Source organism: Pseudomonas sp. Z4-7, assembly GCF_051131965.1.
Classification (GTDB): domain Bacteria; phylum Pseudomonadota; class Gammaproteobacteria; order Pseudomonadales; family Pseudomonadaceae; genus Aquipseudomonas.
Genome location: NZ_CP071642.1, coordinates 2,845,750 through 2,867,568, shown reverse-complemented (window position 1 = coordinate 2,867,568; position 21,819 = coordinate 2,845,750). Strand labels below are relative to the sequence as shown.

Here is a 21,819-nt window from a genome sequence, read left to right as displayed (position 1 = left end):
GGCTTTTTACCAGCAACGGCACCGGGGACATTCGTCCCCCGTGCCACCCCGGCAGTTTTCGATCCGATTCTTGACCAGCGGCGCCAAATCCCGCTGCGATATTCTGGCTTACTGCGAATCCTCTGCTATAGCTTAAGCCCTTCACTTCATGCATGTGAGGCAAGGGAATGTCAGTCGCCAAGAAGATGAGTGTGAGCCAGCTGACCATGCTGACCGCCGTCAACATGCTGGGGTCCGGCATCATATTGCTGCCGACCAAACTCGCCGAAGTCGGCGGCATCTCCATTCTGTCCTGGCTGATCACCGCCACGGGCTCGCTGGCATTGGCCTACGCGTTCGCCCGCTGCGGCATGCTCAGCCGCAAGACCGGCGGCATGGGCGGTTACGCCGAATATACCTTCGGCAAATCCGGCAACTACATCACCAACTACACCTACGGCCTTTCGCTGTTGATTGCCAACGTGGCGATCAGCATTACCGCGGTCGGCTATATCCAGACGTTGTTCGATATCAAGCTGGATTCCCTGCAAGTCGGCCTGGCGACCATCGCTTTGTTGTGGCTGACCACCTTCGCCAATTTCGGCGGCGCAGGCATCACCGGCAAGATCGGCGCCGTGACGGTGTGGGGAGTCATTGCCCCGGTGGTGCTGGTTTCCACCGTCGGTTGGTTCTGGTTCGACAGCAGCGTTTATGCCGCCGGCTGGAACCCTCACGACAAGACCTGGTACGAAGCGGCAGGCGCTTCGGTGGCGATCACGCTCTGGGCATTTCTCGGGCTCGAATCGGCCTGCGCCAACGGTGACGCGGTGGAGAATCCCGAAAAAAACGTGCCGATTGCGGTCCTCGGCGGGACCCTTGGTGCCGCAGTGATCTACATTGTTTCCACCAACGTCATCGCCGGCATCGTCGACAACGCCGAGCTGGTCTCCTCCACCGCGCCGTTCGGCCTGGTGTTCGCCAAGATGTTCACGCCGCTGGTGGGTGACATCGTCATGGGCCTGATGGTGCTGGCCTGCATCGGCTCGTTGCTCGGCTGGCAATTCACCGTGGCACAGGTCTTCAAGAGTTCGGCGGATACCGGCTATTTCCTGCCGATCTTCGCCAAGGCCAACAAACATGGCGTGCCGATCATCAGCATGCTGATCCTGCTGGCGATGCAGACAACCATGGCGCTGCTGACCATCAGCCCGGACCTGGCCAAGCAGTTCGATACGCTGGTGAATCTCGCCGTGGTGACCAACCTGGTTCCCTACATTCTCTCCATGGCGACACTGGTGACCCTGCAAAAGGTTTCGAATGTCCCGGCGAACAAAGCCCTGGTCACCAACATCGTCGCGGGCGTCGCGGCGGCCTACAGCTACCTCGCGCTCTACAGCTCAGGCGAACAGGCGCTGATGCTCGGCGGCGTGGCGGTCATCGTCGGCTACACGCTGTTCGGTTTCGTCAACACCCGCCTGATCCGCCTGGAGGCGTTGAACAACAGCGTACCGACCCAGACCGTCGCGGCGCAGCACATCGTTGGCGAGCCCGTTCCCGTCAACCACCTGAAGGCAGCTAACCTGGAGCCCTTGCCATGACGGAACATCGAAATCTGTTGGGGATGCTGGCCTTGCTGGTCTCCAATGCGCCCGACAAACGCAGCGTATTCGGTCGTGCCCTGATCCAGCTGATCAGCGACGTGGAGGACCGCGCCGTGAGCGTGCTGACCTCCGAAACCCTGAGTGATGCCAAGTCGATCCTGAGTTCCGACCCGGCCATCCAATGCGTGTTGCTCAGTTGGGAAATCGACACCAGCGACGACCACCGCGAATGCATCGACCTGCTCACCGCGCTACGCGAGCGCAACACCCGCGTACCAGTGTTCCTGATCAGTGATCGCAGCACGGCGTCCAATGTGCCGTTGATCGTCATGCAACATGCCGATGACTTCATCTGGCTGCCTGAAGACACCAGCCGTTTCCTCAGCGGGCGGATACTGGCGGCTATCGAGCGCTATCGCCAGGCGGTGCTGCCGCCGATGTTCGGCGCGCTGCTGAAGTTTGCCCGCAGCTACGAATATTCCTGGCACACACCGGGCCATGCGGGCGGCACGGCGTTCTTGAAAAGCACCGCTGGCCGGGCATTCTATGAATTTTTCGGGGAGAACCTGCTGCGTTCGGACCTGTCGATTTCCGTCGGCGAGCTGGGTTCCTTGCTCGACCACAGCGGCCCCATCGGACAGGGCGAGCGTTATGCCGCCAAAGTGTTCGGCGCGCACCGCACCTATTACGTCACCAACGGCTCATCGATGTCCAACCGCGTCATCCTGATGGCCAGTGTGACCCGCGACCAGATTGCACTTTGCGACCGCAACTGCCACAAATCCGCCGAGCATGCGATGACCCTCTCCGGGGCCATTCCGACCTACCTGGTGCCGACCCGCAACCGCTTCGGCATCATCGGCCCGATCCTGCCGCGGACCCTCAGCGCCGAGGGGGTGAAGGCCGCCATCGCGAGCAATCCGCTGGTCAAGAGTCACATCGACCCGACGCCGGTGCATGCGATCATCACCAACTCCACCTATGACGGCCTGACCTACAACGTCACTCGCGTCGAAGAGTTGTTGGGGCAAAGCGTCGACCGCCTGCATTTCGACGAAGCCTGGTATGGCTACGCGCGTTTTAATCCGCTGTACAAGGATCGCTTTGCGATGCATGGCAGCCCGGACGACCACGACCCGTCGAAACCGACCGTGTTCGCCACCCAGTCCACGCATAAGCTGTTGGCGGCGCTGTCCCAGGCCTCGATGATCCATGTGCGCAACGGCCGCAATCCGATCCCCCACGGGCGCTTCAACGAGTCGTACATGATGCACGCCTCGACTTCGCCGAATTACGCAATCATGGCCTCCTGCGACGTCAGCTCGGCGATGATGGAGGCGCCCAGCGGGCAGATCCTCACCAGCGAGGCGATCGAGGAGGCCATCGCTTTCCGTCAGGTCATCTCGCATATGCAGAACGAGATGCGCAGCCATGACGACTGGTTCTTTTCCTGCTGGCAGCCGCCGTCGGTGCAGGTCGACGGGTTGTCGATTGCGTTCCACGAAGCCGACCCGGCCAGGCTCAAGGTCGATCCAGGCTGCTGGGTCCTGCACCCCAATGAGGTCTGGCACGGCTTCGGTGACATTGAAGACGGCTACTGCATGCTCGACCCGATCAAGGTCTCGATCCTCAGCCCCGGGATGGGCGACGACGGCAACCTGCTGGACTTCGGTATTCCGGCGTGTGTGCTCAGTGCCTACCTGGGCACGCAAGGCATCGTGGTGGAAAAGACCACCGACTTCACCATCCTGTTCCTGTTTTCCATCGGCATCACCAAGGGCAAGTGGGGCACGCTGGTCAACGCGTTGCTCGACTTCAAGCGCGACTACGACGCCAACCTGGAACTGGAACTCTGCCTGCCCGACCTGTTGAGCGCCAACCAACAACGTTATTCCGGCATGGGGCTCAAGGACCTCGCCGAGGAAATTTTCGCCGCCATGAAACAAACCAGGACCACTGCCGCCATGGCCCAGGCGTTCGGCACACTGCCTGAGGCGCACTTCAGCCCGGTGGAGGCGTACGAGAAACTGGTCAAGAACGAGATCGAGCAAGTCACCCTCGAAGAAGCGGCCGGACGCATCGCCGCGACGGGTATCGTGCCGTACCCACCAGGGATTCCCTTGCTGATGCCGGGAGAAAATGCAGGGCCATCGGAAGGACCGGTGCTGACCTACCTCAAGGCGCTGGAAAGCTTTGACCGATCGTTCCCCGGGTTCACCCATGACACCCATGGAATTGAAAGCGAAGCGGGCACTTATCGATTACTGGTGCTGAAACAGTAGCTCAAGCCGGGATCAGTCCGGCCTCCTGGTAGCTGAGGATCAGTTCGTCGAACAGGTTGATGTCGAGCCGCGTCCGGGCAATCAACTGGGCACCGGCGACCGCGGTGTAAATGGCCAGGGCGCGGCGTTCACACTTTTCCACGCTACCCGTGCCGGCGGCTGCCAGCACCTCGGCCAGCCACGCCACGTTGGCGTCGGCGAAGGCCTTGACCTCGCGCTTCACCGGCTCAGGCAAGTCTTCGTGTTCGGCCGCCATGAAGCTGGACAGGCAGAGTCTGTTGCCGTCTTCCAGTGACTTGCGAAAGATCGAGGGGTACAGCCGCAAGCAACCATGTGGGTCGGGGTTCTCCTCACGGATCGTCTTCAGAACGGCGACCGCGTCCTGCCAGTAGCGTTCAGCTACCGCCGCGCCCAGATCGGCCTTGCTGGGGAAGTGGTAGTAGATACTCGCGTTCTTGATCCCCACCGCTTCGGCAATGCTTCGAAAGTTGATTCCGCTGTAGCCATGGGTCTGCGCAGCGCTTTTAGCGGCTGCCAGGATGGCTTCCCGAGCGTTTTCGCTCACGTCCCGTTCCTCATTCTGAATGGCTGAAACCTGGCTGATTGTACCCGCAGCCAGTTTACCTGCCAAGTGACAGGTAGGGGTTGACAGCCGAAGAATTGTCGCCCAATCTTTTACCTACCAATTGACAGGCAGGTAACTTGATCATGACTCTTCCCCACTCCCACCACGACGTTTCCGAACTCCCAATGATGAAAATCCATGACTGGTTTGACGGCCCCTATCCGGCGCGAGTACGCATCGCCCTGGCAGAGAAAGGTCTACTCTCGAAAACCGAATTCGTCTCGGTCAATCTATGGACAGGCGAACACAAGAAGCCGGCGTTCCTCGCGATAAATTATTCGGGAACGCTGCCGGTATTGGAGCTGGAAGACGGCACGCTCATCGCCGAATGCACGGCGATCACGCAGTACCTGGACGCCCTGGTTGGCCCCCCTGCCCTGACCGGTGAAACGCCTTTGGAGAAAGGCCTGATCCAGATGATGACCAAGCGCGCCGAAATAGAATTCCTCGATGCGGTCAGCGTGTACTTCCACCATGCGACGCCGGGTCTAGGGCCGGAAGTCGAGTTGTACCAGAACGCTGAGTGGGGCATGCGCATGCGCGACAAGGCGGTCAGGGGCATGCGTTATTTCAACGACCTGCTGAGCCAACGCCCTTTTGTTGCAGGCGAGCGTTTTTCGATGGCAGACATCGCGGTACTGGGCGGCATGATCTTCGCCTCGCTGGTCAAGTTGCCAGTGCCCGAGGAATGCCAGGCGTTGCTGGCATGGCATTCGAAGATGCAGGCAAGACCCAGCGTCCAGCAATGGCGAGCGATGGTCGAGCGCGGTGCAGCGCAACGTTGAAGTAAAAGCGCATCCGCCATTCGATGTAACGGCGGCGGATGCGCCTTGTCAGCCAGTCGCGGAACAGCTCGAGCGGCTCACGCCAACAATTCGCTGATCCAGCGAATTTGCCGTGCGATCTCCTGCACCTTTTCCTGCGCTACGCCCTGCTGCGCCCGGGTGAGGTTAGCCAGGTTTTTGTGTTTGAAGCGCAGCATGCGCTCCCACTTGTCCAGGAATACCGGGCTGCGAGCCTGCATCTGCAGCGGGCCGAAGTACAGTTCCTCGGCGCTGTACGTCACCGGCCCATCGCGCTCGGCGACGATGATTTCGTAGTAGAAGCGGTTTTCCCGCAGCATTTCCTCATGAAGGATGCGGTAGTCGTGGGCCACCAACCATTGGCGCAGTGGCTGCTCGCCGCCGTTGGGCTGCAGGATCAGCCGTTCCCGGCCGTTCAGGCGGGACTTGCCGGCCTCGAGAATGTCGCGAATCGTCTCGCCCCCCATGCCGCACAGGCTGATCGCCGTTATGTCGTCGCCGGGTTCGATCGCCCCCAGGCCGCTGGCCAGGCGCACGGCAATCGTGTGTTCCAGGCCGCTTTCGCACACCGTGCGTTCGGCCGAGCGGAACGGCGTCAACGCCACCTCCCCGGCCACAGCGGCGCTGATCACACCACGACGTAGCAATGCCACCGGCAGGTAGCCGTGATCGGAGCCGATATCGGCAAGCCGGGCACCCGCCGGCACATGCGCTGCCACGCGCTCCAGGCGCATGGATAATGTCTGTTCGTTCAAACTTCCAGTCCTATTCTCGCCAGGCAGGCCCGGCGTCTGTAGCCACGGTCAGGCGCGACACTGTACCAGCGACGGAGGCAGCCAGGCTTGTGAACCCTCGCGCAGCCGGCCCGGCACGGCACGCAACTGAGGGATCGTTCTCATAACGGAGCCGCAGCCGTCGTCAGCCACGTGTTTGGGTCTATGCTTGTCTTGGGTTCGCTCAGGAACGGCGAACCGCCTATCAGGAGAACATGTGAAGCATTCGATGCCTGCCGCAGCGCTGCTATGTATATTGCTCGGTTCAGGGGCCGCGGCTGAGCCATATCAGGTCGTGACCGAGGAATGGGCACCCTACAACTACGTCGAAAACAGTCAGCTCACCGGTATGACCACGGAAATCGTCCGAGCCATCATGGCCCAGACCGGGGACGACTTCGAAGTAGTGCTGCAGCCCAGCATGCGGGCCACGCAAATATTGCGGACCCGGCCCAAGACCATCATGTACTCGCTGTTCCGCACGCCGGAGCGCGAACCGTTGTACAAGTGGGTCGGGCCGATCGTCGAAGAATCCATCCACGCCTATCAATTGGCAGACGCGCCGCCGATCACTTCGCTGGAACAACTGCTGCGCGCCCCGCAAATCACCACCCGCCATGCCGGCCTGGTGCCCCAGATGCTGAAATCGCTGGGCTTCAACAACCTGGACAAGAGCGCCACCGAGAGCAAGCTGCTCTACCGCATGTTGCTGGCCGGGCGGACGAATATCATCGTCGGCGATACCGATGCGGGAGTGGCGTATTACAGCCGCCAGTTGAAAATACCCGCCGGAACATTGCGCAGGATTCCCATCGAACTCTACCGCTCCTCGCTGTACATCGCCTTCAGCGTCGACAGCGACGAGCAGGTGATTGCCAAGTGGGCCAGCGCGCTTGAGCATCTGCGCCGGTCCGGTGAACTGGCGCGCATCCAGCAACGCTACGAGCAACCTGCCGAACGCTGAAGCACATCGGCTTCACGACGCGCCGGCAACCCGCCTGACCCGGTGACAATCCCACGGTTCGAGTTTCCGGCCGCTTGATGAGCGAACCTCGATCGGCATCAGCGGCTGCCCCGACTCGTTGTCTACCAACAGCGACCTTGTCTCCTGCGGGGTGAACAGGAACCTTTCGCCCCACTGCCTCAAGCTGACCACCAGCGCAAAAGTCGCCTGGCCTTTTTCCGTCAGGACGTACTCCTTGTAGGCGCTCCCATCCGAGGCGGGCCGCACCTCGAACACGCCGACCCCGACCAGGGCCTTGAGTCGCGACGCCAGGATGTTCTTGGCCACCCCCAGGTTCTTCTGAAACTCGCTGAAGCGGCGAAGCCCATCGAAGGCGTCGCGGATGATCATCAGCGACCAGCGATCGCCGATGACTTCCAGCGTGCGTGCCACGGGGCATTCGCGGTTATGCGACACATCGTTCTCAACCATCTTGTTTACCTTCGGACGGGGCTGCGGTACGCCGTTTACTCGTCGGTCAGTCTCGCCCATGTGGTTGCAATTTAAAACCCAATCCCGCATAAATCGCAGACAGGTTTTAAATTGAAACCAGCATAGCCCACGGAGAGGAACATGAGCGCATTTACCCCCCTGGAACGAGGCTTGTCCAAAACGCTGACGTTATTGTTTTCGGTGACTTGCGCACTGGCCGTTGCCAATGTCTATTTTGCCCAGCCGTTACTCGCCTCCATCGCACAAAGCCTCGGCGTGACGCCCGGATCGATCGGCATCGTGGTGACGGCCATTCAGGCTGGATACGCGCTGGGGTTGCTGTTCATCGTGCCATTGGGCGACAAGGTCGACAGCCGGCGGCTGATCCTGACGCTCGTGACGTTATCGGTGCTGGCGCTGGCGGCCGTCGGCGCTTCCCGGCACTGGCTGGTCCTGCTGGCAGCCATGAGCCTCACGGGCTTGATGGCGGTGGTCGTGCAGGTACTGGTCGCCTACGCCGCGCTGCTGTCTCCACCCGCCCAACGCGGGCAGGCCGTGGGAGCCCTGACCAGCGCGATTGTGCTGGGCATTCTCATGGCTCGGTTCACTTCAGGGCTGATCGCCGACCTGGCGGGCTGGCGTGCGGTTTATTTCGTTTCGTCAGGACTGATGCTGACGATCGCGGCAGTGTTATGGAAAATAGCTCCACCCGCCAAACCGCTACGTAACCAGCATACCTACCCAGGGCTCATTCGATCGCTGTTCAAACTGTTCCGGACTGAACCGGTCCTGCGCAGCAGAGGCCTGTTCGCCCTGCTGATCTTCGCGGCTTTTTCCGTGCTATGGACCGCCATGGTATTGCCCCTCAGTGCCGCGCCGCTGTCGCTTTCACACAGCGCTATCGGCCTGTTCGGCCTGGCCGGCGTTGCCGGAGCGCTCGCCGCCAGGAGGGCTGGCCGTTGGGCTGACCGAGGCTGGGGGCAACGGGTGACCGGCCTTTCCCTGGGGCTGCTGGCGCTCTCCTGGTTGCCCATCGCCTTTGCCGAGTCGTCGTTGATCGCGCTGGTCGTGGGGGTGATCCTGCTCGATTTCGCCGTGCAGGCGGTGCATGTCACCAACCAGAGTTTTCTTTTCGCCGCGCGGCCCGACGCCCAGAGCCGCATGGTTGGCGCGTACATGTGTTGCTACTCGGTCGGCAGCGCGCTGGGGGCGGCAGCTGCCACTCAGGTGTATGCGCTTTGGGGCTGGCAGGCGGTGAGTTTACTGGGCGCCTCCATCAGCCTAGCGGCGCTGGTTGCATGGTATTTCTCGGCGCGGAGCTAGGCCTTTTTGACCCCTGGCAAAAACTATCGATAACGGCGTTTTCGCCAATATATTGGCGACAGAAACGGCAGTTTTAAAAACATTCGAAAAAGCGACAATATTCCGACAAATGGCACTGGCGTGCCATTGCTGAAGGTTCGATGAAGCGCTCATCATCCGCCTCATCGGCCCTGCCTGTTCAACTGAACAGCGGCAGGCGCTGAGGTAGTCAATCGCATCGCCCAGCGGAGCAATACAAGGATGATGACCGTATATTTTGTCGTTATGACGATTTGCAGTGGCTTCGAGGGCTGCGTTGAAGAACGCAGACCGGGGCCGACCTACGCTTCAAGGCAGATCTGCCTTGAGACGGCCAGGGAGATGACGCCGCGCAAGGGCGTGAAGTTCAAGTGCCGCAGCGAGCGTTCCAACGTGATTTTCACCGAGGCGCCGCATCCGGAAAGTTACGAGAGTCTCGTCTCGACCAAAGTTCAGGGACAGCCTTGACCTCGAACCTGTTCCCGCGCCAGTCGGGTTTTCCATGGCCCAGCCGTTTGACGCCTCGTTTCAGCAGGCGCCCTGCCCCAGCAACCATTCACTGAATGCCCGCACCGCTGGCTGCCGCTCCCGTCCCGGTACGCACACCAGGGTATAGCGCGCGCCCGCCAGGCGAACCTCCGGCCGATAAGGCACTAACTGCCCACGGGCCACAGCCTCTGCAACCAGGACCTGGCTGGCGAGCACCAGACCGTGGCCGACGATTGCTGCCTGCAGCGCGTGTTGCTCTTCGTCATAGCCCCGCACGCGGGCATTATCCAGCCAGACCGAAGTGCCGGCCCGGGCGCACCAGGCCGGCCAATCGACCGCGACATCGGAACTGCTCAGCCACGGCACGTCGATCAACTCGACGGGAGCCCCCATTGCGGGCGGCTGCCAGCCGGGGTGGCAGTAGACGGCAAAATATTCATCCAGCAATGGCTGCTCGAACAGTTGCGGATCCGAGGTGAACACGGCGCGAATCGCCAGGTCGATGCTGGCGTCACGCTGCAGGTCGACGACGTCATTGCTGCTGTGCAGTCGGACGCTGATGTCCGGGTGCGCTCGATAAAAATCACCGAGCCGCGGGATCAGCCACAGGCTGGCGAAGGCCGGCGTCGTGCTCACCACCAGTGATTGCGCGACACAAGGCGGCGCCAACGTCTGCAAGCCGTGCTGGATCTCCGCCAAGGCCCGGTGGATATGCGGATAAAGCCGCTCGCCATCGAGGCTCAGGCGTACGCTCTGGCTGGAGCGTTCGAACAACCGCACACCCAGAAACGCTTCGAGGCTCTTGACCTGATGGGAGATCGCCGCGGCGCTGATACTCAGCTCTTGGGCCGCCGCCTTGAAGCTGCCCAGCCGTGCGGCGGACTCGAAGCCGCGCAAGGCGGTCAGGGGCTGTCTGGCAAACATGGCGGCAAGCATTACTCAGGTTGAGCGAGGCTCAATTTAGCTCAATTGTGCGCCGCCGCTCAACTCGCCAGGCTGTGGTCCTGCCCCCCTTCCCAGGAGACCACCGATGCAAGGCGCACCTCGAAAAATCCTTCAAGCCATCCTCTACGAAGCCGGCGGCGTGCTGTTCGTGGCCCCCGCACTGGCGCTGATCTACCAGCAGGGCATGGGTTATTCGACCCTGCTGTCGTTGCTGATTTCTTTCGTCGCGCTGGCCTGGAACATGCTGTTCAATGGTTTGTTCGAAGCCTGGGAGCGGCGCCAGGACAATCGCCAGCGCAACTGGCGGCGGCGCCTGTGGCATTCGCTGGGATTCGAAGGCGGCCTGACGCTGATCCTCACGCCAGTGATTGCCGCGTGGCTGGGTATCAGCCTGTGGCAGGCTTTGGCGACAAACCTGGGGCTCTTCGTGTTTTTCTTTTTCTACGCCCTGGTTTTTCAGTGGGCATTCGACCGGGTGTTTGATGTTCCGCTTTCGGCGCAGCCCGACCAGGCCTCGACCTGCAAGGCCAACGCCACCTGAAACAGCCCGCCTACAGTCGAAAACGCTGCTGCATGGCCTGGCCAAGCAGGTCTACCGCTTCATTGCCGCGTGATGCCTGGGAGCGCATGAACACCACTGCATGGTCGGCGATCACCGGCAGGCCATCAAGGATCCGCATGTGCTCGGTCACGCGAGCACGGTCGATCAGGCTGATCGCCAGGCCGGCCTCGACACAGGCCTTGACGGCCTGGTTGGACGGGCTTTCCAGAACTACGCGCAGCCGGTAACCGCTCTCCCTGAGCGCCTGCATCATGGCTTGCCGATAAGGGCACTGCGCTGCATGCACAGCCAACGCGAGCGGCTGCGCCGGGTTGGCCATCGCGTGAATCGCGCCGACCCAGACCGGCGTCGTGGTAGTCAACACCTCGGTTTCCTCCCTTGGCTGATCCATCGGCTGAGCGAGCACGGCCGCTTGCAGTTTCCCGCGCTGCACCTGCTCACGCAGGGCATAACTGGGGGCCGTCCTGAGCTCGAGGATCACGTTAGGCCAGGCTGCGGTGAATGTCGGCAGGATGTCGCGGATGACGTGGTCGGCGTACTCGTCCGGCACGCCTAACGTGATGCGACCCGCCAGCCGCGTGCCGTGCAGGTCGGCCAGCACCCGATCGTGGGTGGTGAGCAACTCGGTGGTGGAAAGCAGCAAGCGTTTGCCCAGTGCGGTCAGGGATACCGCCTGATTGTCGCGGTTCAGCAAACGGCCGCCAGCGACCGCTTCCAATCGCTGGATATGCACGCTCACCGCCGCCGGGCTTTTGTGCAGCTGCTCGGCTGCGGCGCTGAATTTGCCGATGCGGGCGACGGCGTGAAAGGTCCGTATCAGCTCGATATCCAAAATGGCGGGCATGATTCATCTTTCCTGAACGAATGCTGCAAGATATTTTGATTTATTAGATTAGGCTGCTTTCGTAGCCTGTGACCATGAACCTGCCCAAATCGATCACTTGCCCTTTGCCGTCCAGCGTTTATTGGCTGATCCCCTTGCCTTTGCTGGAGGCCGCCCTGCTTCTGGCCTGGAGCTCCGGGTTTGTCGGTGCGCGATTCTCCATTGATTACGCGCCGCCATTGCTGGTGGTGTTCTGGCGCTGCCTGGTAGTCACACTGGTGCTGTTTCCTTTTGTCGCCGGGCAGTTGCGGCGAGCCTCGCGGGTCACTTTGTTGAAAAACGCCGGCATCGGCCTGCTCGCGATGGCTGGGTACCTGGCTGGCATCACCCAGGGCATCGCGTTGGGCGTGCCGGCCGGGCTGGCGGCGTTGTTCGCCGATCTGTTGCCGATAGGCCTGGCGTTGCTGGCCGCCGGTGCGCTGGGACAGCGCTTGGCGCCGCGAGTCTGGGCCGGGCTGATGGTCGGCCTGATCGGCGTTGCGCTTGGCACCCACGGCGCGCTGGCTTGGGGCCACGCGCCACTGTGGGCGTACGGGCTGCCATTGCTGGGAATGTTTTCGCTGGCTATCGCGACCCTCTGGCAAAAGCAGCTGCCTGCCTCGCAATCGCTCGGCCTGCTGCCTAACCTCTGGCTGCAATCTGGCGTCTCTGGCCTGGCATTCGCCGTGATCGAGGGCACGCAAGGCAGCCTGGCGCCGATACCGAGTACGGGGTTTGCGCTGAGTGTGTTGTGGACGGCAGGTTTGTCGACAATGGGCGGTTACGGGCTCTATTGGCTGTGTCTGCGCCGGGCGTCCACCACCCGCGTCGCCAGCGTCCTGTACCTGAGCCCACCGATCACGATGCTGTGGGCCTGGGCGATGTTCGACGAACCGCTTTCATGGCAGATGGCACTGGGGATGGCGGTTTCCGCCATCGGGATCTGGCTGGTGGTGCGTGACGAAAGCCGAGAGACGCGACGTACTGAAAATCGGCAGGAGTCATCGCGAGTTCGCTGAGTCGGGCGGATAAATCAATTTGAGCCCGATCATAGTGCTACAGTCGCGCACCAATTACGAGGGACCGCCATGCGCATCGTGGGAATTGCTCTGACCATCGCACTGCTGACAGGGTGCGCGACGGCCAACGAAACCTTTGGCACCGGGCAGCTTTGCGGTATTCATCCTTATTGCGGCGTGTCCGTCGATCTCCAGGTGCTCAAGGCGACGACCGAAGATAACGCGACCATCGCACGCGCACTGGCGCCGTTTGCAGTCATCGATCTACCCCTCAGCTTCGTCGCCGATACGCTGATCCTGCCCTATACCATTTTTCATATGAGACCGGCTGAGGAATAAACTCACTGTCCTGGGTATTGAACATACAGGCCCCTTCGCGAGCAGGCTCGCTCCCACACTGGAACGGGCCAGGCGTTGGATGTGTATGCGCCGCAGGGCCCATGTGGGAGCGAGCCTGCTCGCGAAGGCGGAGTGTCAGGCAGTGAGGATATTGAATGTGCTGGCGAAGGAACAAGCGCCAGCGCCGCACGCTAGACCTCTAGCACCAAAGGCTCGCTGCCCTGGGCCGGTACGGCGCAGCAGATCAGCACCTCGCCGGCGGCCACGGGCTCGGCCGGCTGGGTCAGGTAATGCGCCTGGCCCTGGGTCATGCGGGTCTTGCAGGTGCCGCAGGATCCACCGCGGCAACTGAACTCCGGATTCAGGCCCCGCGCCTCGGCCAATTCCAGCAGCGTCCCGCTTTCCGGTTCCCAGCGGGCCTCCTTGGCCGAACCGGCGAACAGCACCTTTACCGCTTCGGTGGCCGCCGGCACTTGCTCGGGCGCCGGTACGCTGACTTCGACGTCGCGCACCAGCGTGGACGGACCGAAGGTTTCGGCGTGAATGCGATCATCGGGAATGCGCAGCTTGCGCAAGCCGTCGTACAGCGCCTGGGTAAAGCTGCCCGGCCCGCACAGGTAGTAATCGTAATCATCGAGGGGCAACAGTTGCTTGAGCAGCGTCACTTCGATTCTGCCGGCCACGTCGTAGCCTTGCCCGACCGTCCCGTCGCTGGGCGGCTGGCTGACCATGCGTAGCACTCGCAACTTGTCATCGGCACGGGCTACCAATTCGTCGATCTCCTCGCGAAAGGCCAGGTCGGCCACGTGGCGAGCGCTTTGCACCAGCCAGACCGGGCGCATCCGGCTGATGCGTTTCCCCTGATAGACCACTTCGCGCAGCATCGACAACAGCGGTGTGATACCGACGCCCGCCGCCAGCAGTACCAAAGGCCGGCGCTCAGTCGGATTCACCGTGAAATGGCCCTGAGGCGCCCGGGCGTCAATCTGGTGGAGCGCCTGGATCTGCTCATGCAGGTGCGAAGATACCGCGCCGTCACGCTTGACGCTGATGCGCAGAAAATCGTCCGACGGTGCGCTGGACACGCTATAGGTCCGGATCGACGGCACTTGCTGTCCTTCCAGCGTTATCCGTACGGGTAGATGCTGCCCGGCTTCGAACCGGGGTAAACCGACGCCGTCGTTGGTTTGCAGGTAGAAGGATCGAATATCGTGGCTTTCGTCCACCACCCGGGTGACCTGCAGCGCCCGCCATTGGCTGCGCAGGGCCTCGGCCTGCAAGCGCTCGGCGGTCTGCTCCCAACTGCCGGTCATCAATGAATTGGGCGAGTCACCCTCTTCCTGATCTTTCCAGCGCAACGGCAGCGCCGCCGGACGATGGACAATGCGCTGCGGAGTAAAACGCAACAGCCGCTCGGCGCCCTGGAACGCGGCGATCTGCGGATCGTCCAGCAACACTTGCGCCGAACCGCTCATCTGCAGCAAATCGCCCGTTTGGAAATCAACGAAGACCAGGCCCGCACGCGGGTTCAGCAGGATATTGCCCAGCGTGTTGAAGAACAGGTTTCCGGAAAAATCCGGAATGGTCAGCGTGCCGTCCTCGTCCATGCGCACAAAACCTGACTTGCCGCCGCGATGGGACGCATCGACTTGCCGCTCGCCGTCGCGTACCACGTAGGTGGCGATGTAGAACGAATCGGCCGCGGTGACCAACTGCCGGACCAACGGGTCGGCCGCCACCAGTTGGCGCGATTCGGCGGGTTGCTCATCGACGAAACGGTACTGGCGCAGGTTGATGTAGCGGGGGCAGTTGCCATAGGCCTGGCTCACCGAGATCTCCAGCCCGCGCTCAAGCCGGCGGCGCACGACGCCGTTCATGCGGTTGCGGCGACGGGTATGCAACTCGATGCCGAGCATGCCGATGGCATCGCCCTCGCCCATGCCTTGCTGGGCCGGGTCTTCGGGCTCCGGGTCGAAGTGGATGTGCAGCGTTTCCGGGTCCGGTGAATTCATGAAACCGGGCTGCCCGGTACGCAGGGTCGCCCAGACATCACCCTGGCGATCCACCGCGCCCAGCACCACGAAAGGCAACTGAGCGTAGAACTCGCGGTGCTGATCCGGCATCCAGCTACGCGCCAGTTGCCGCTGGCCGACACCCGCCATCATTTCTACTGCCCCGACGGTGCGCTGCAAGGCCAACTCGCCTTCATGCCAGGGCGAAGGGGCTACTTTCGAGGCTTCGTTCATCGATCACTCCTTGCGCCTGCGGCATCGCTGCCTGGGCCAGTGCGCTACGGTCAGGGTTCGTCCGTCACCCCCTTTGACTGGGTGTGTGGGCGGGTGGAGTCATCTTCTGCCCAATGCGCTGGCGCAGGAATACGCACGGATTGAAATCCATTGTTTCATCAAATGAAATGACCGTTGACCCTCGGCATTATTTTCGACGGCCCTTGTCTGCCTGACAGAGCGCCCATAGATTAGAGTCCATGTCCCCGACCTGAGCCATAGCGCAAATGTGCTATGGCTTCGCTTCAGGATCAGCGCATTCAAACGATAAGGTACGTCCCATGAGCCAAGCGTCTTACGTCCCGCCCAAAGTCTGGAAGCACGAAGCCCCCTCGGGCGGCCATTTCGCCAGCATCAACCGCCCTGTCGCCGGGCCGACCCATGAAAAAACCCTGCCGATCGGCGAGCATCCGTTGCAGCTCTATTCGCTGGCAACGCCCAATGGCGTGAAAGTGACCATCCTGCTCGAAGAGCTACTGGCGCTCGGGCACACCGGCGCGGAATACGACGCCTGGCTGATTCGCATCGGCGAAGGCGACCAGTTCTCCAGCGGTTTCGTCGAGGTCAATCCGAATTCCAAGATCCCGGCCCTGCTGGACCGCAGCGTCGAACCTGCGATCCGGGTGTTCGAGTCCGGTTCGATCCTGCTGTACCTGGCGGAAAAATTTTCTGCGCTGCTGCCGAGCGATCCGGCCGGGCGCACCGAAACCTTGAACTGGCTGTTCTGGCAGATGGGCTCGGCGCCTTACCTGGGTGGCGGCTTCGGACATTTCTACGCCTACGCGCCGGAGAAACTGGAATACCCGATCAATCGCTTCACCATGGAAGCCAAGCGGCAACTGGATGTGCTGGATCGTCGCCTGGCTGAAAACCGCTACCTGGCCGGCGACCAGTACACCATTGCCGACATCGCGGTTTGGCCCTGGTATGGCCAGTTGGTGCGGAACAACGTGTACTCGGCGGCCGAGTTCCTGGCGGCCCACGAATACACCCACGTGCAGCGTTGGGCGGAGGAAATCGCCAAGCGTCCCGCCGTGGCGCGCGGACAGCGTGTCAACCGGACCTGGGGCGACGAAACGAGCCAGGTGCCAGAGCGGCATAGCGCGCAAGACCTGGACTGAATGACGCGCGCAACCTCCTGTGGCGAGGGAGCTTGCTCCCGCTCGGCTGCGCAGCAGTCGTCAGCCGGTCAATGCGATATGCCTGAATGACTGCGTTGGCTGGGTTGGGTCTGCTGCGCAGACCAGCGGGAGCGAGCTCCCTCGCCACGAGAGCTTTCGCCAGCGCGTTAGCTTCCGGGCCCGATCAGCACGCTCTCGATCTGCACGCCGGGCATCATCGACTGCAACCCTTCTATCAGCCTGTCGCCCGCTTCGGTCAGCGCTTCGAGCGGCATCGCCGGCAAGCTTTCGAGGATGAACCACATCTGCCGGGCCTCCGCGTCCAAGCGGGTCCTGACGCCCTGGCGCCAATTCCAGCGACGGCACGTCACGCCCTGGTCGTCGCGCCAGACCACTTCGCCGGCGTCGGGATATTCATGGGCAGGCGCGCCCTCTTTCATCGTATCGAACGGTTCGCCACCCTCGGCAATCACCAGTCGCGGCGAGCCTGTGTACGCCTCGATATTTTCCCCGCCCACCGGGATCGCATATTCGAGACTGATGGCGTTGTAGAGGTCAACGACCGGATCAAGGCTCGGCAAACCGCCGTCGCGCAGCACCCGCTTGCGCAACGCTTCGGCTGAACAAGGTGTGCGTTGCGGCTTGGCACCGAACAGTCGGAACGTTTGGGCCCACTGCTGCAAATGGGCCTCCGCCCAGGCCGGCCCGCCCGCCAGCACCGATTGACAGGCCCGCTCCAGCGCCGCGCGGGCGACGTCGGGATCGGTGAGCGGCGCAGCCTGTGCGACGATGCTCAGGGCCCTGAACCCCGGCGCCAGCTCGGCAACGGCTTGGTCGATCAACGGCTGTACCGACAGCATCAGCATTCTCCAGCAATTCAAAATCGGTTTTCATGCTAGTCACCGCCGACCGCCAAAGTCAATATATCGACTTTTTAGTCAGCAAAGTGCGATGAGCCGATTGACGCCGTCCCCGGCAAACGCCGAGAATCCCTGGCACATTTGTCGCGATCCTTGGTGATGCCCCTGAACAGCCCCCTATCGACCGTCCCTGGCGCGGACGCCCACGCGGTGAGCCTGGCCGTTGCGCGCACGCTCAAGCAGGCGCGCAAGGCTCAGAAAATCACGCTGGACGAACTGTCCCGGCGCTCGGGCGTGAGCAAAGGGATGGTAGTGGAAATCGAGAAATGCACGGCCAACCCGAGCATTGGCATCCTGTGCAAGATCGCCGCGGCGCTGGGCCTTTCGGTGGCCGACATTGTCAACGTGGCGGAAGCTCCCTCGGCCCATGTCATCGACAGCCAGGATATTCCCACGCTCTGGACCGGAGAGCTGGGAGGCAGCGCGCGCCTGCTGGCCGGTACGCCAGGCCCGAACATGATCGAGCTGTGGCGCTGGGAAATGTTTCCCGGCGAAACCTTCGCCTCGGCCGGACACCCTCAAGGCACGCTTGAGCTGTTCCATGTAGAAAAAGGCACACTGAAATGTGTGGTGGGAGAAACGGAACTGGTCGTCCCCGCCGGTAGCTCGGCGGTCGCGAAAACCGACGTGGCACACACGTATTCCAACGCCGGCAAGTCGAAGCTGATCTTCACCATGTCGGTTGCCGAAATACATCAATAGGCAGGCCGCGGGCCCATCCCCCATGAAGATGGGCCCGCTCGCCATTCAGTCGTAGAACGGCTCGACCAAGGTCCGGCTGCCGACGAAAAAGCTGTCCGCAACCAGGCGCAGCGGTTGCAGGTCCAGGTCACTGGCCTTGTTACCGATCAACTGCTGGAAGTGCCGGTACACCGCCGCGTACTCGCCCTCCTCCGACACTGACTGGCGCACGCCGTCGATGCTCAACAACGCACCACCGTTGTCCAGTCGCAAAACGCCTTCGGCGCAGCAAATCTCGATGCTCCAGAGCTCATCATGACCATGGTCGAAATCGAATTCGGCGCGGATATCGAGATGGCGGGCATCCGACATCCTGATGCTCGCGGCAATCGGTGACTGGCAATTGTCGGGAACGCGCAACTCGGCCGACTCGACGAACAGCGACAGCGGCAGCAGATGGGTGACGATCGACAGGGCATTGATGCCCGGATCAAAGACCCCGAGGCCGCCCGGTTGCCAGATCCACGCCTGGCCGGGGTGCCATTTGCGCACGTCTTCCTTCCAATCGATCCGGACGCTTTGCAGCGTGCGACTGGCGAGCCAGTCCCGGGCAACCTCGATGCCCGGGGCGAAACGCGAATGCCAGGCGAACAGGCCGCTGACGCCTTGCTCGCTCGCCTGCTCCACCAGCGCCATCGCTTCGCCCAGGGTGGCACAGGGCGGTTTCTCCACCAGCACATGCTTGCCGGCAGCCAGCGCCTGCCGGACCAGACCGAATCGCCCTTGTGGCGGCGTGCAAAAGGCAATTGCATCGACGTGCGGGCCGTTTTCCAGCAACTCACCCAAGGACTGGAAATTCTCCACACCGGCGCAGGGCTTGCCTTGCGTGGCGACCGCTACCAGTTCGAACGCGGGGTTGGCCTGGATGGCGGGAACGTGTTGATCCTGGGCGATCTTGCCGTAGCCCACCAGGCCGAGACGAATCGGTTGCATCGATGACTCCTGACTTTTGTACTTATGATGGGCCAGCAAACTAGACGTAAATCGTCTGGCGGACAATGGGTCGAATCCCCTTGCCTTGCGTTATTGCTGTTCGACCGCCCTCACGACTTTGGAGATTCGCTCGAAAAAGGGGCCGAGTCGCTCTTGCGGCGCGTCCTGCTCCACCACCAGCGTGGTCACCTCTTCACAAGAAGCCACTTGATAATGAGCGACGCTGGACAGCTTCTGGTTGGTCACCGCCACCACCACCTGACCGCTGGCCGCGACCACCGCGCGCTTGAACTCGGCGTCGTCCAGGCCAAACGCCGTGACACCATTGTCCGGGTCGATGGCGCAGGCCCCGACAAAGCACAAGTCGAAATTGAACTGGCGCAATTGCTGGACGGCGGCCAGACCGATCGCCCCGCCCGCGACGCGGTTCATGCGACCGCCGAGCAGGATGACCTCGGCGCGGGGCAGCTTCATCAGCTCTACCGCGATCAGCGGGGAGTTGGTGCTGAGCGTCAATTGCAGCCCCGGGTCGATGGCACGGGCAATGGCCAGGTTGGTCGAGCCGGCATCCAGGAATACATGCTGGCCTGCGCTAAGCAGCGCGGCTGCCGCCTGGCCAAGATTATCCTTGCGCGCAGGATCCTGGTGGATCCGCACATCAATCGGCGCTTCGGCGGCCGGCAGGCGAATCGCGCCGCCATAGACGCGCTTGCACAAGCCCGCCGCCGCCAATGTGCCCAGGTCTCGGCGTATCGAATGTTCAGAAACGTTGAATTCAATCGCCAGATCAGCCGCGATGACCCGGCCATACAGGGCAAGCCGCTCGCTGATCAAGCGTTGGCGTCCGCCGGGAAACACTTCGTGGGTAGCACTCATGACAGCTGAACCTGCATAAACGAGCATGAATATACACAACCGAGCACAATATGCCGCGTCTCCCTCGGGTCGTCAAACCCTCGACGTTGCCCAAGGGCAAGGCTGCCTTTCGTCACTCTCCGCCGCCAGGTCGCTGAACAGTCTTTTCTTCATGCAGGTCAACACAAGGTCGGTAGCGTCAATTGGTCAACGAGCGACTCCTCGGGTCGCCGAGGATGGAACTATGAACAGAATCATTATCGCGGTCCTGCTGGGCGCTGCGCTCTTATCAGGCGTCAACGGGGCCCAGGCGGCGGAAACGAAGAAGGTCGACGTGCTGCTGGTAGGCGGCGGCATCATGAGTTCGACGCTGGGCATCTGGCTAAACGAGCTTGAGCCTGGCTGGTCGATGGAAATGGTCGAACGCCTGGATGCGGTAGCCGAAGAAAGCTCCAACGGCTGGAACAACGCCGGCACCGGGCATTCGGCACTGGCGGAGCTCAATTACACGCCGATGGATGACCAGGGCAACGTCAACATTTCCAAGGCCATCGAGATCAACGAAGCCTTCCAGATCACTCGCCAGTTCCTGGCCTGGCAGGTGCGCAACAACGTGTTGAAGAATCCGCCTTCATTCATCAATTCCACCCCCCACATGAGTTTTGTCTGGGGCGACGACAACATCAAATTCCTGAAAAAACGCTACGAGGCGCTGCAAGCGAGCCCGTTATTCCGGCCGATGCAGTATTCAGAGGACCCGGAGCAGATCAGGAAGTGGGTACCCTTGATGATGGAAGGCCGCGATCCGAACCAGAAGCTCGCGGCCACCTGGACGCCGATCGGCACCGATGTGAATTTTGGCGAAATCACCCGCCAGTACGTCAGCTACTTGCAGAGCCGGCCCAACTTCAGCCTGAAGCTTTCCAGCGAGGTGCGCGACATCACCCGCAATGACGACGGTACCTGGCGCGTTGAATACAAGAACCTCAAGGACGGCGAAACGACCACCACCGACGCCAGGTTCGTATTCATTGGCGCCGGCGGCGGCGCACTGCATCTGCTACAGGAATCGGGCATCCCGGAGGCAGACGACTACGCCGGGTTCCCGGTCGGCGGCTCGTTCCTGGTCGCCGAGAACCCAGGCATTGCCGAGCGACACATGGCCAAGGCGTACGGCATCGCTTCCACTGGCGCGCCACCGATGTCGGTGCCGCACCTGGACACCCGCGTACTGGATGGCAAGCGCGTCATCCTCTTTGGTCCGTTTGCGACCTTCTCCACCAAATTCCTCAAGGAAGGCTCGTACTTCGACCTTTTCACCAGCATGACCCCGCACAATATCTGGCCGATGACCAAAGTAGGCATCGAACAATACCCGCTGGTTGAATACCTGGCCGGCCAACTGATGCTTTCCGACGATGATCGGTTCAAGGCCCTGCAGGAATATTTTCCCCAGGCCAGGAAGGAAGACTGGCGCCTCTGGCAAGCCGGCCAGCGCGTGCAGGTTATCAAGCGCGACGAGGAAAAAGGTGGCGTGCTCAAGCTGGGCACCGAAGTAGTCGCCTCCCAGGACGGCAGCATTGCCGGCCTGCTTGGCGCATCCCCTGGTGCCTCGACGGCAGCCCCGATCATGCTGGAAGTGATGCAGCGGGTCTTCAAGGACAAGGTGGCCTCGCCGGCCTGGCAGGAAAAACTGCACCAGATCGTTCCCAGCTATGGCACACGGCTAAACGATGATCCTGATCGTGTCTATGAGGAATGGAAATACACCAGCGATGTGCTAAAACTGGCGCCGCCGCCGGACATCCGTGGAAACGCCGAATCGAAGGCCCCGACCAACAGCGATCCCGTGGGGCAGAAAAACAGCGATTCCGACCCGGACCTGGCGTTGTGAATGCTTCGACTGACA

General features: G+C 61.8%; 21 protein-coding genes. 12 read left to right on the top strand and 9 right to left on the bottom strand.

Features of this window, described 5'->3' with window-relative positions; genetic code table 11:
- Positions 1–167: 167 nt before the first annotated feature.
- Together potE and J3P91_RS13065 are read left to right on the top strand one after the other, a co-directional pair.
- A complete protein-coding gene (gene potE / locus J3P91_RS13070; protein ID WP_434604676.1) occupies positions 168–1,577 on the top strand; it encodes a putrescine-ornithine antiporter in 1,410 nt (469 codons plus the stop codon).
- Complete coding sequence (locus tag J3P91_RS13065) at positions 1,574–3,862, top strand: Orn/Lys/Arg decarboxylase N-terminal domain-containing protein (protein ID WP_434604675.1); 2,289 nt, start codon at positions 1,574–1,576, stop codon at positions 3,860–3,862. Before potE ends, J3P91_RS13065 begins: the two co-directional genes overlap by 4 nt.
- A gap of 1 nt (position 3,863) precedes the next feature.
- Here J3P91_RS13065 and J3P91_RS13060 read toward each other — a convergent pair whose 3' ends face one another.
- The gene (locus J3P91_RS13060; RefSeq protein WP_434604673.1) at positions 3,864–4,427 is read right to left on the bottom strand and encodes a TetR/AcrR family transcriptional regulator; all 564 of its coding nucleotides are present in this window, start codon (positions 4,425–4,427) and stop codon (positions 3,864–3,866) included.
- A 188-nt stretch (positions 4,428–4,615) separates the two neighbouring features.
- Between J3P91_RS13060 and J3P91_RS13055 the strand changes: the two genes are divergently transcribed.
- Positions 4,616–5,272, top strand: a complete 657-nt coding sequence (locus tag J3P91_RS13055; protein WP_434605127.1) for a glutathione S-transferase — start codon at positions 4,616–4,618, stop codon at positions 5,270–5,272.
- Positions 5,273–5,349: 77 nt separating this feature from the next.
- On the opposite strand, the gene J3P91_RS13050 is transcribed toward J3P91_RS13055, so the two are convergent.
- Positions 5,350–6,045 carry a tRNA (adenine(22)-N(1))-methyltransferase gene (locus tag J3P91_RS13050; protein WP_434604671.1) on the bottom strand — a complete coding sequence of 232 codons (696 nt, stop codon included), beginning with the start codon at positions 6,043–6,045 and terminating at the stop codon, positions 5,350–5,352.
- A gap of 247 nt (positions 6,046–6,292) precedes the next feature.
- On the opposite strand from J3P91_RS13050, the gene J3P91_RS13045 reads away from it, so the two are divergent.
- Positions 6,293–7,027 (top strand): substrate-binding periplasmic protein, encoded by a 735-nt coding sequence (locus J3P91_RS13045; RefSeq protein WP_434605124.1) that lies wholly within the window; start codon positions 6,293–6,295, stop codon positions 7,025–7,027.
- A gap of 12 nt (positions 7,028–7,039) precedes the next feature.
- Here the strand turns inward: J3P91_RS13045 and J3P91_RS13040 are convergent, their stop codons facing one another.
- Positions 7,040–7,498 carry a winged helix-turn-helix transcriptional regulator gene (locus J3P91_RS13040; RefSeq protein WP_434604669.1) on the bottom strand — a complete coding sequence of 153 codons (459 nt, stop codon included), beginning with the start codon at positions 7,496–7,498 and terminating at the stop codon, positions 7,040–7,042.
- Positions 7,499–7,639: 141 nt separating this feature from the next.
- Between J3P91_RS13040 and J3P91_RS13035 the strand changes: the two genes are divergently transcribed.
- On the top strand, positions 7,640–8,821 hold the full coding sequence (locus J3P91_RS13035) for an MFS transporter (RefSeq protein WP_434604667.1): 1,182 nt from the start codon (positions 7,640–7,642) through the stop codon (positions 8,819–8,821).
- 240 nt (positions 8,822–9,061) lie between these two features.
- Positions 9,062–9,307: a hypothetical protein gene (locus J3P91_RS13030; protein ID WP_434568660.1), complete on the top strand. Its 246-nt coding sequence runs from the start codon at positions 9,062–9,064 to the stop codon at positions 9,305–9,307.
- Positions 9,308–9,367: 60 nt separating this feature from the next.
- Here the strand turns inward: J3P91_RS13030 and J3P91_RS13025 are convergent, their stop codons facing one another.
- Positions 9,368–10,252: a LysR substrate-binding domain-containing protein gene (locus J3P91_RS13025; RefSeq protein WP_434604665.1), complete on the bottom strand. Its 885-nt coding sequence runs from the start codon at positions 10,250–10,252 to the stop codon at positions 9,368–9,370.
- A gap of 106 nt (positions 10,253–10,358) precedes the next feature.
- Between J3P91_RS13025 and J3P91_RS13020 the strand changes: the two genes are divergently transcribed.
- Positions 10,359–10,814, top strand: a complete 456-nt coding sequence (locus J3P91_RS13020) for a PACE efflux transporter (RefSeq protein ID WP_434604664.1) — start codon at positions 10,359–10,361, stop codon at positions 10,812–10,814.
- A 10-nt stretch (positions 10,815–10,824) separates the two neighbouring features.
- On the opposite strand, the gene J3P91_RS13015 is transcribed toward J3P91_RS13020, so the two are convergent.
- Positions 10,825–11,679, bottom strand: a complete 855-nt coding sequence (locus J3P91_RS13015; RefSeq protein WP_434604662.1) for a LysR family transcriptional regulator — start codon at positions 11,677–11,679, stop codon at positions 10,825–10,827.
- 74 nt (positions 11,680–11,753) lie between these two features.
- Here J3P91_RS13015 and J3P91_RS13010 point away from each other — a divergent pair, with 74 nt between their 5' ends.
- Together J3P91_RS13010 and J3P91_RS13005 are read left to right on the top strand one after the other, a co-directional pair.
- Positions 11,754–12,716 carry a DMT family transporter gene (locus tag J3P91_RS13010; RefSeq protein WP_434604661.1) on the top strand — a complete coding sequence of 321 codons (963 nt, stop codon included), beginning with the start codon at positions 11,754–11,756 and terminating at the stop codon, positions 12,714–12,716.
- Between the two features lie 69 nt (positions 12,717–12,785).
- Positions 12,786–13,055 (top strand): YceK/YidQ family lipoprotein, encoded by a 270-nt coding sequence (locus tag J3P91_RS13005; protein WP_434568665.1) that lies wholly within the window; start codon positions 12,786–12,788, stop codon positions 13,053–13,055.
- 191 nt (positions 13,056–13,246) lie between these two features.
- On the opposite strand, the gene J3P91_RS13000 is transcribed toward J3P91_RS13005, so the two are convergent.
- Positions 13,247–15,301 carry a 2Fe-2S iron-sulfur cluster-binding protein gene (locus J3P91_RS13000; protein WP_434604659.1) on the bottom strand — a complete coding sequence of 685 codons (2,055 nt, stop codon included), beginning with the start codon at positions 15,299–15,301 and terminating at the stop codon, positions 13,247–13,249.
- 320 nt (positions 15,302–15,621) lie between these two features.
- Between J3P91_RS13000 and yghU the strand changes: the two genes are divergently transcribed.
- Positions 15,622–16,461 carry a glutathione-dependent disulfide-bond oxidoreductase gene (yghU, locus tag J3P91_RS12995; protein WP_434568668.1) on the top strand — a complete coding sequence of 280 codons (840 nt, stop codon included), beginning with the start codon at positions 15,622–15,624 and terminating at the stop codon, positions 16,459–16,461.
- 167 nt (positions 16,462–16,628) lie between these two features.
- On the opposite strand, the gene J3P91_RS12990 is transcribed toward yghU, so the two are convergent.
- The gene (locus J3P91_RS12990; protein ID WP_434568669.1) at positions 16,629–17,321 is read right to left on the bottom strand and encodes a B3/B4 domain-containing protein; all 693 of its coding nucleotides are present in this window, start codon (positions 17,319–17,321) and stop codon (positions 16,629–16,631) included.
- A gap of 159 nt (positions 17,322–17,480) precedes the next feature.
- Between J3P91_RS12990 and J3P91_RS12985 the strand changes: the two genes are divergently transcribed.
- The gene (locus J3P91_RS12985) at positions 17,481–18,083 is read left to right on the top strand and encodes an XRE family transcriptional regulator (protein WP_434604657.1); all 603 of its coding nucleotides are present in this window, start codon (positions 17,481–17,483) and stop codon (positions 18,081–18,083) included.
- Between the two features lie 45 nt (positions 18,084–18,128).
- Here J3P91_RS12985 and J3P91_RS12980 read toward each other — a convergent pair whose 3' ends face one another.
- Both J3P91_RS12980 and J3P91_RS12975 read right to left on the bottom strand, forming a co-directional pair.
- Positions 18,129–19,055: a Gfo/Idh/MocA family protein gene (locus J3P91_RS12980; RefSeq protein WP_434604655.1), complete on the bottom strand. Its 927-nt coding sequence runs from the start codon at positions 19,053–19,055 to the stop codon at positions 18,129–18,131.
- Between the two features lie 90 nt (positions 19,056–19,145).
- On the bottom strand, positions 19,146–19,931 hold the full coding sequence (locus J3P91_RS12975) for a DeoR/GlpR family DNA-binding transcription regulator (protein WP_434604653.1): 786 nt from the start codon (positions 19,929–19,931) through the stop codon (positions 19,146–19,148).
- A gap of 223 nt (positions 19,932–20,154) precedes the next feature.
- Here J3P91_RS12975 and mqo point away from each other — a divergent pair, with 223 nt between their 5' ends.
- Positions 20,155–21,804 carry a malate dehydrogenase (quinone) gene (gene mqo, locus J3P91_RS12970; RefSeq protein ID WP_434604652.1) on the top strand — a complete coding sequence of 550 codons (1,650 nt, stop codon included), beginning with the start codon at positions 20,155–20,157 and terminating at the stop codon, positions 21,802–21,804.
- Positions 21,805–21,819: the final 15 nt, after the last annotated feature.

Excerpts from the sequence above, each read along its gene's own strand:
- J3P91_RS13005 (WP_434568665.1), top strand. The coding sequence starts at position 12,786 with ATGCGCATCGTGGGAATTGCTCTGACCATCGCACTGCTGACAGGGTGC.
- J3P91_RS12990 (WP_434568669.1), bottom strand. The coding sequence starts at position 17,321 with ATGCTGTCGGTACAGCCGTTGATCGACCAAGCCGTTGCCGAGCTGGCG.
- J3P91_RS12985 (WP_434604657.1), top strand. The coding sequence starts at position 17,481 with ATGCCCCTGAACAGCCCCCTATCGACCGTCCCTGGCGCGGACGCCCAC.
- J3P91_RS13010 (WP_434604661.1), top strand. The coding sequence starts at position 11,754 with ATGAACCTGCCCAAATCGATCACTTGCCCTTTGCCGTCCAGCGTTTAT.
- J3P91_RS13055 (WP_434605127.1), top strand. The coding sequence starts at position 4,616 with ATGAAAATCCATGACTGGTTTGACGGCCCCTATCCGGCGCGAGTACGC.
- J3P91_RS13030 (WP_434568660.1), top strand. The coding sequence starts at position 9,062 with ATGATGACCGTATATTTTGTCGTTATGACGATTTGCAGTGGCTTCGAG.
- J3P91_RS13040 (WP_434604669.1), bottom strand. The coding sequence starts at position 7,498 with ATGGTTGAGAACGATGTGTCGCATAACCGCGAATGCCCCGTGGCACGC.
- J3P91_RS12980 (WP_434604655.1), bottom strand. The coding sequence starts at position 19,055 with ATGCAACCGATTCGTCTCGGCCTGGTGGGCTACGGCAAGATCGCCCAG.
- J3P91_RS13000 (WP_434604659.1), bottom strand. The coding sequence starts at position 15,301 with ATGAACGAAGCCTCGAAAGTAGCCCCTTCGCCCTGGCATGAAGGCGAG.
- yghU (WP_434568668.1), top strand. The coding sequence starts at position 15,622 with ATGAGCCAAGCGTCTTACGTCCCGCCCAAAGTCTGGAAGCACGAAGCC.
- mqo (WP_434604652.1), top strand. The coding sequence starts at position 20,155 with ATGAACAGAATCATTATCGCGGTCCTGCTGGGCGCTGCGCTCTTATCA.
- J3P91_RS13015 (WP_434604662.1), bottom strand. The coding sequence starts at position 11,679 with ATGCCCGCCATTTTGGATATCGAGCTGATACGGACCTTTCACGCCGTC.
- J3P91_RS13035 (WP_434604667.1), top strand. The coding sequence starts at position 7,640 with ATGAGCGCATTTACCCCCCTGGAACGAGGCTTGTCCAAAACGCTGACG.
- J3P91_RS13065 (WP_434604675.1), top strand. The coding sequence starts at position 1,574 with ATGACGGAACATCGAAATCTGTTGGGGATGCTGGCCTTGCTGGTCTCC.
- J3P91_RS13025 (WP_434604665.1), bottom strand. The coding sequence starts at position 10,252 with ATGTTTGCCAGACAGCCCCTGACCGCCTTGCGCGGCTTCGAGTCCGCC.
- J3P91_RS13045 (WP_434605124.1), top strand. The coding sequence starts at position 6,293 with ATGCCTGCCGCAGCGCTGCTATGTATATTGCTCGGTTCAGGGGCCGCG.
- potE (WP_434604676.1), top strand. The coding sequence starts at position 168 with ATGTCAGTCGCCAAGAAGATGAGTGTGAGCCAGCTGACCATGCTGACC.
- J3P91_RS12975 (WP_434604653.1), bottom strand. The coding sequence starts at position 19,931 with ATGAGTGCTACCCACGAAGTGTTTCCCGGCGGACGCCAACGCTTGATC.
- J3P91_RS13020 (WP_434604664.1), top strand. The coding sequence starts at position 10,359 with ATGCAAGGCGCACCTCGAAAAATCCTTCAAGCCATCCTCTACGAAGCC.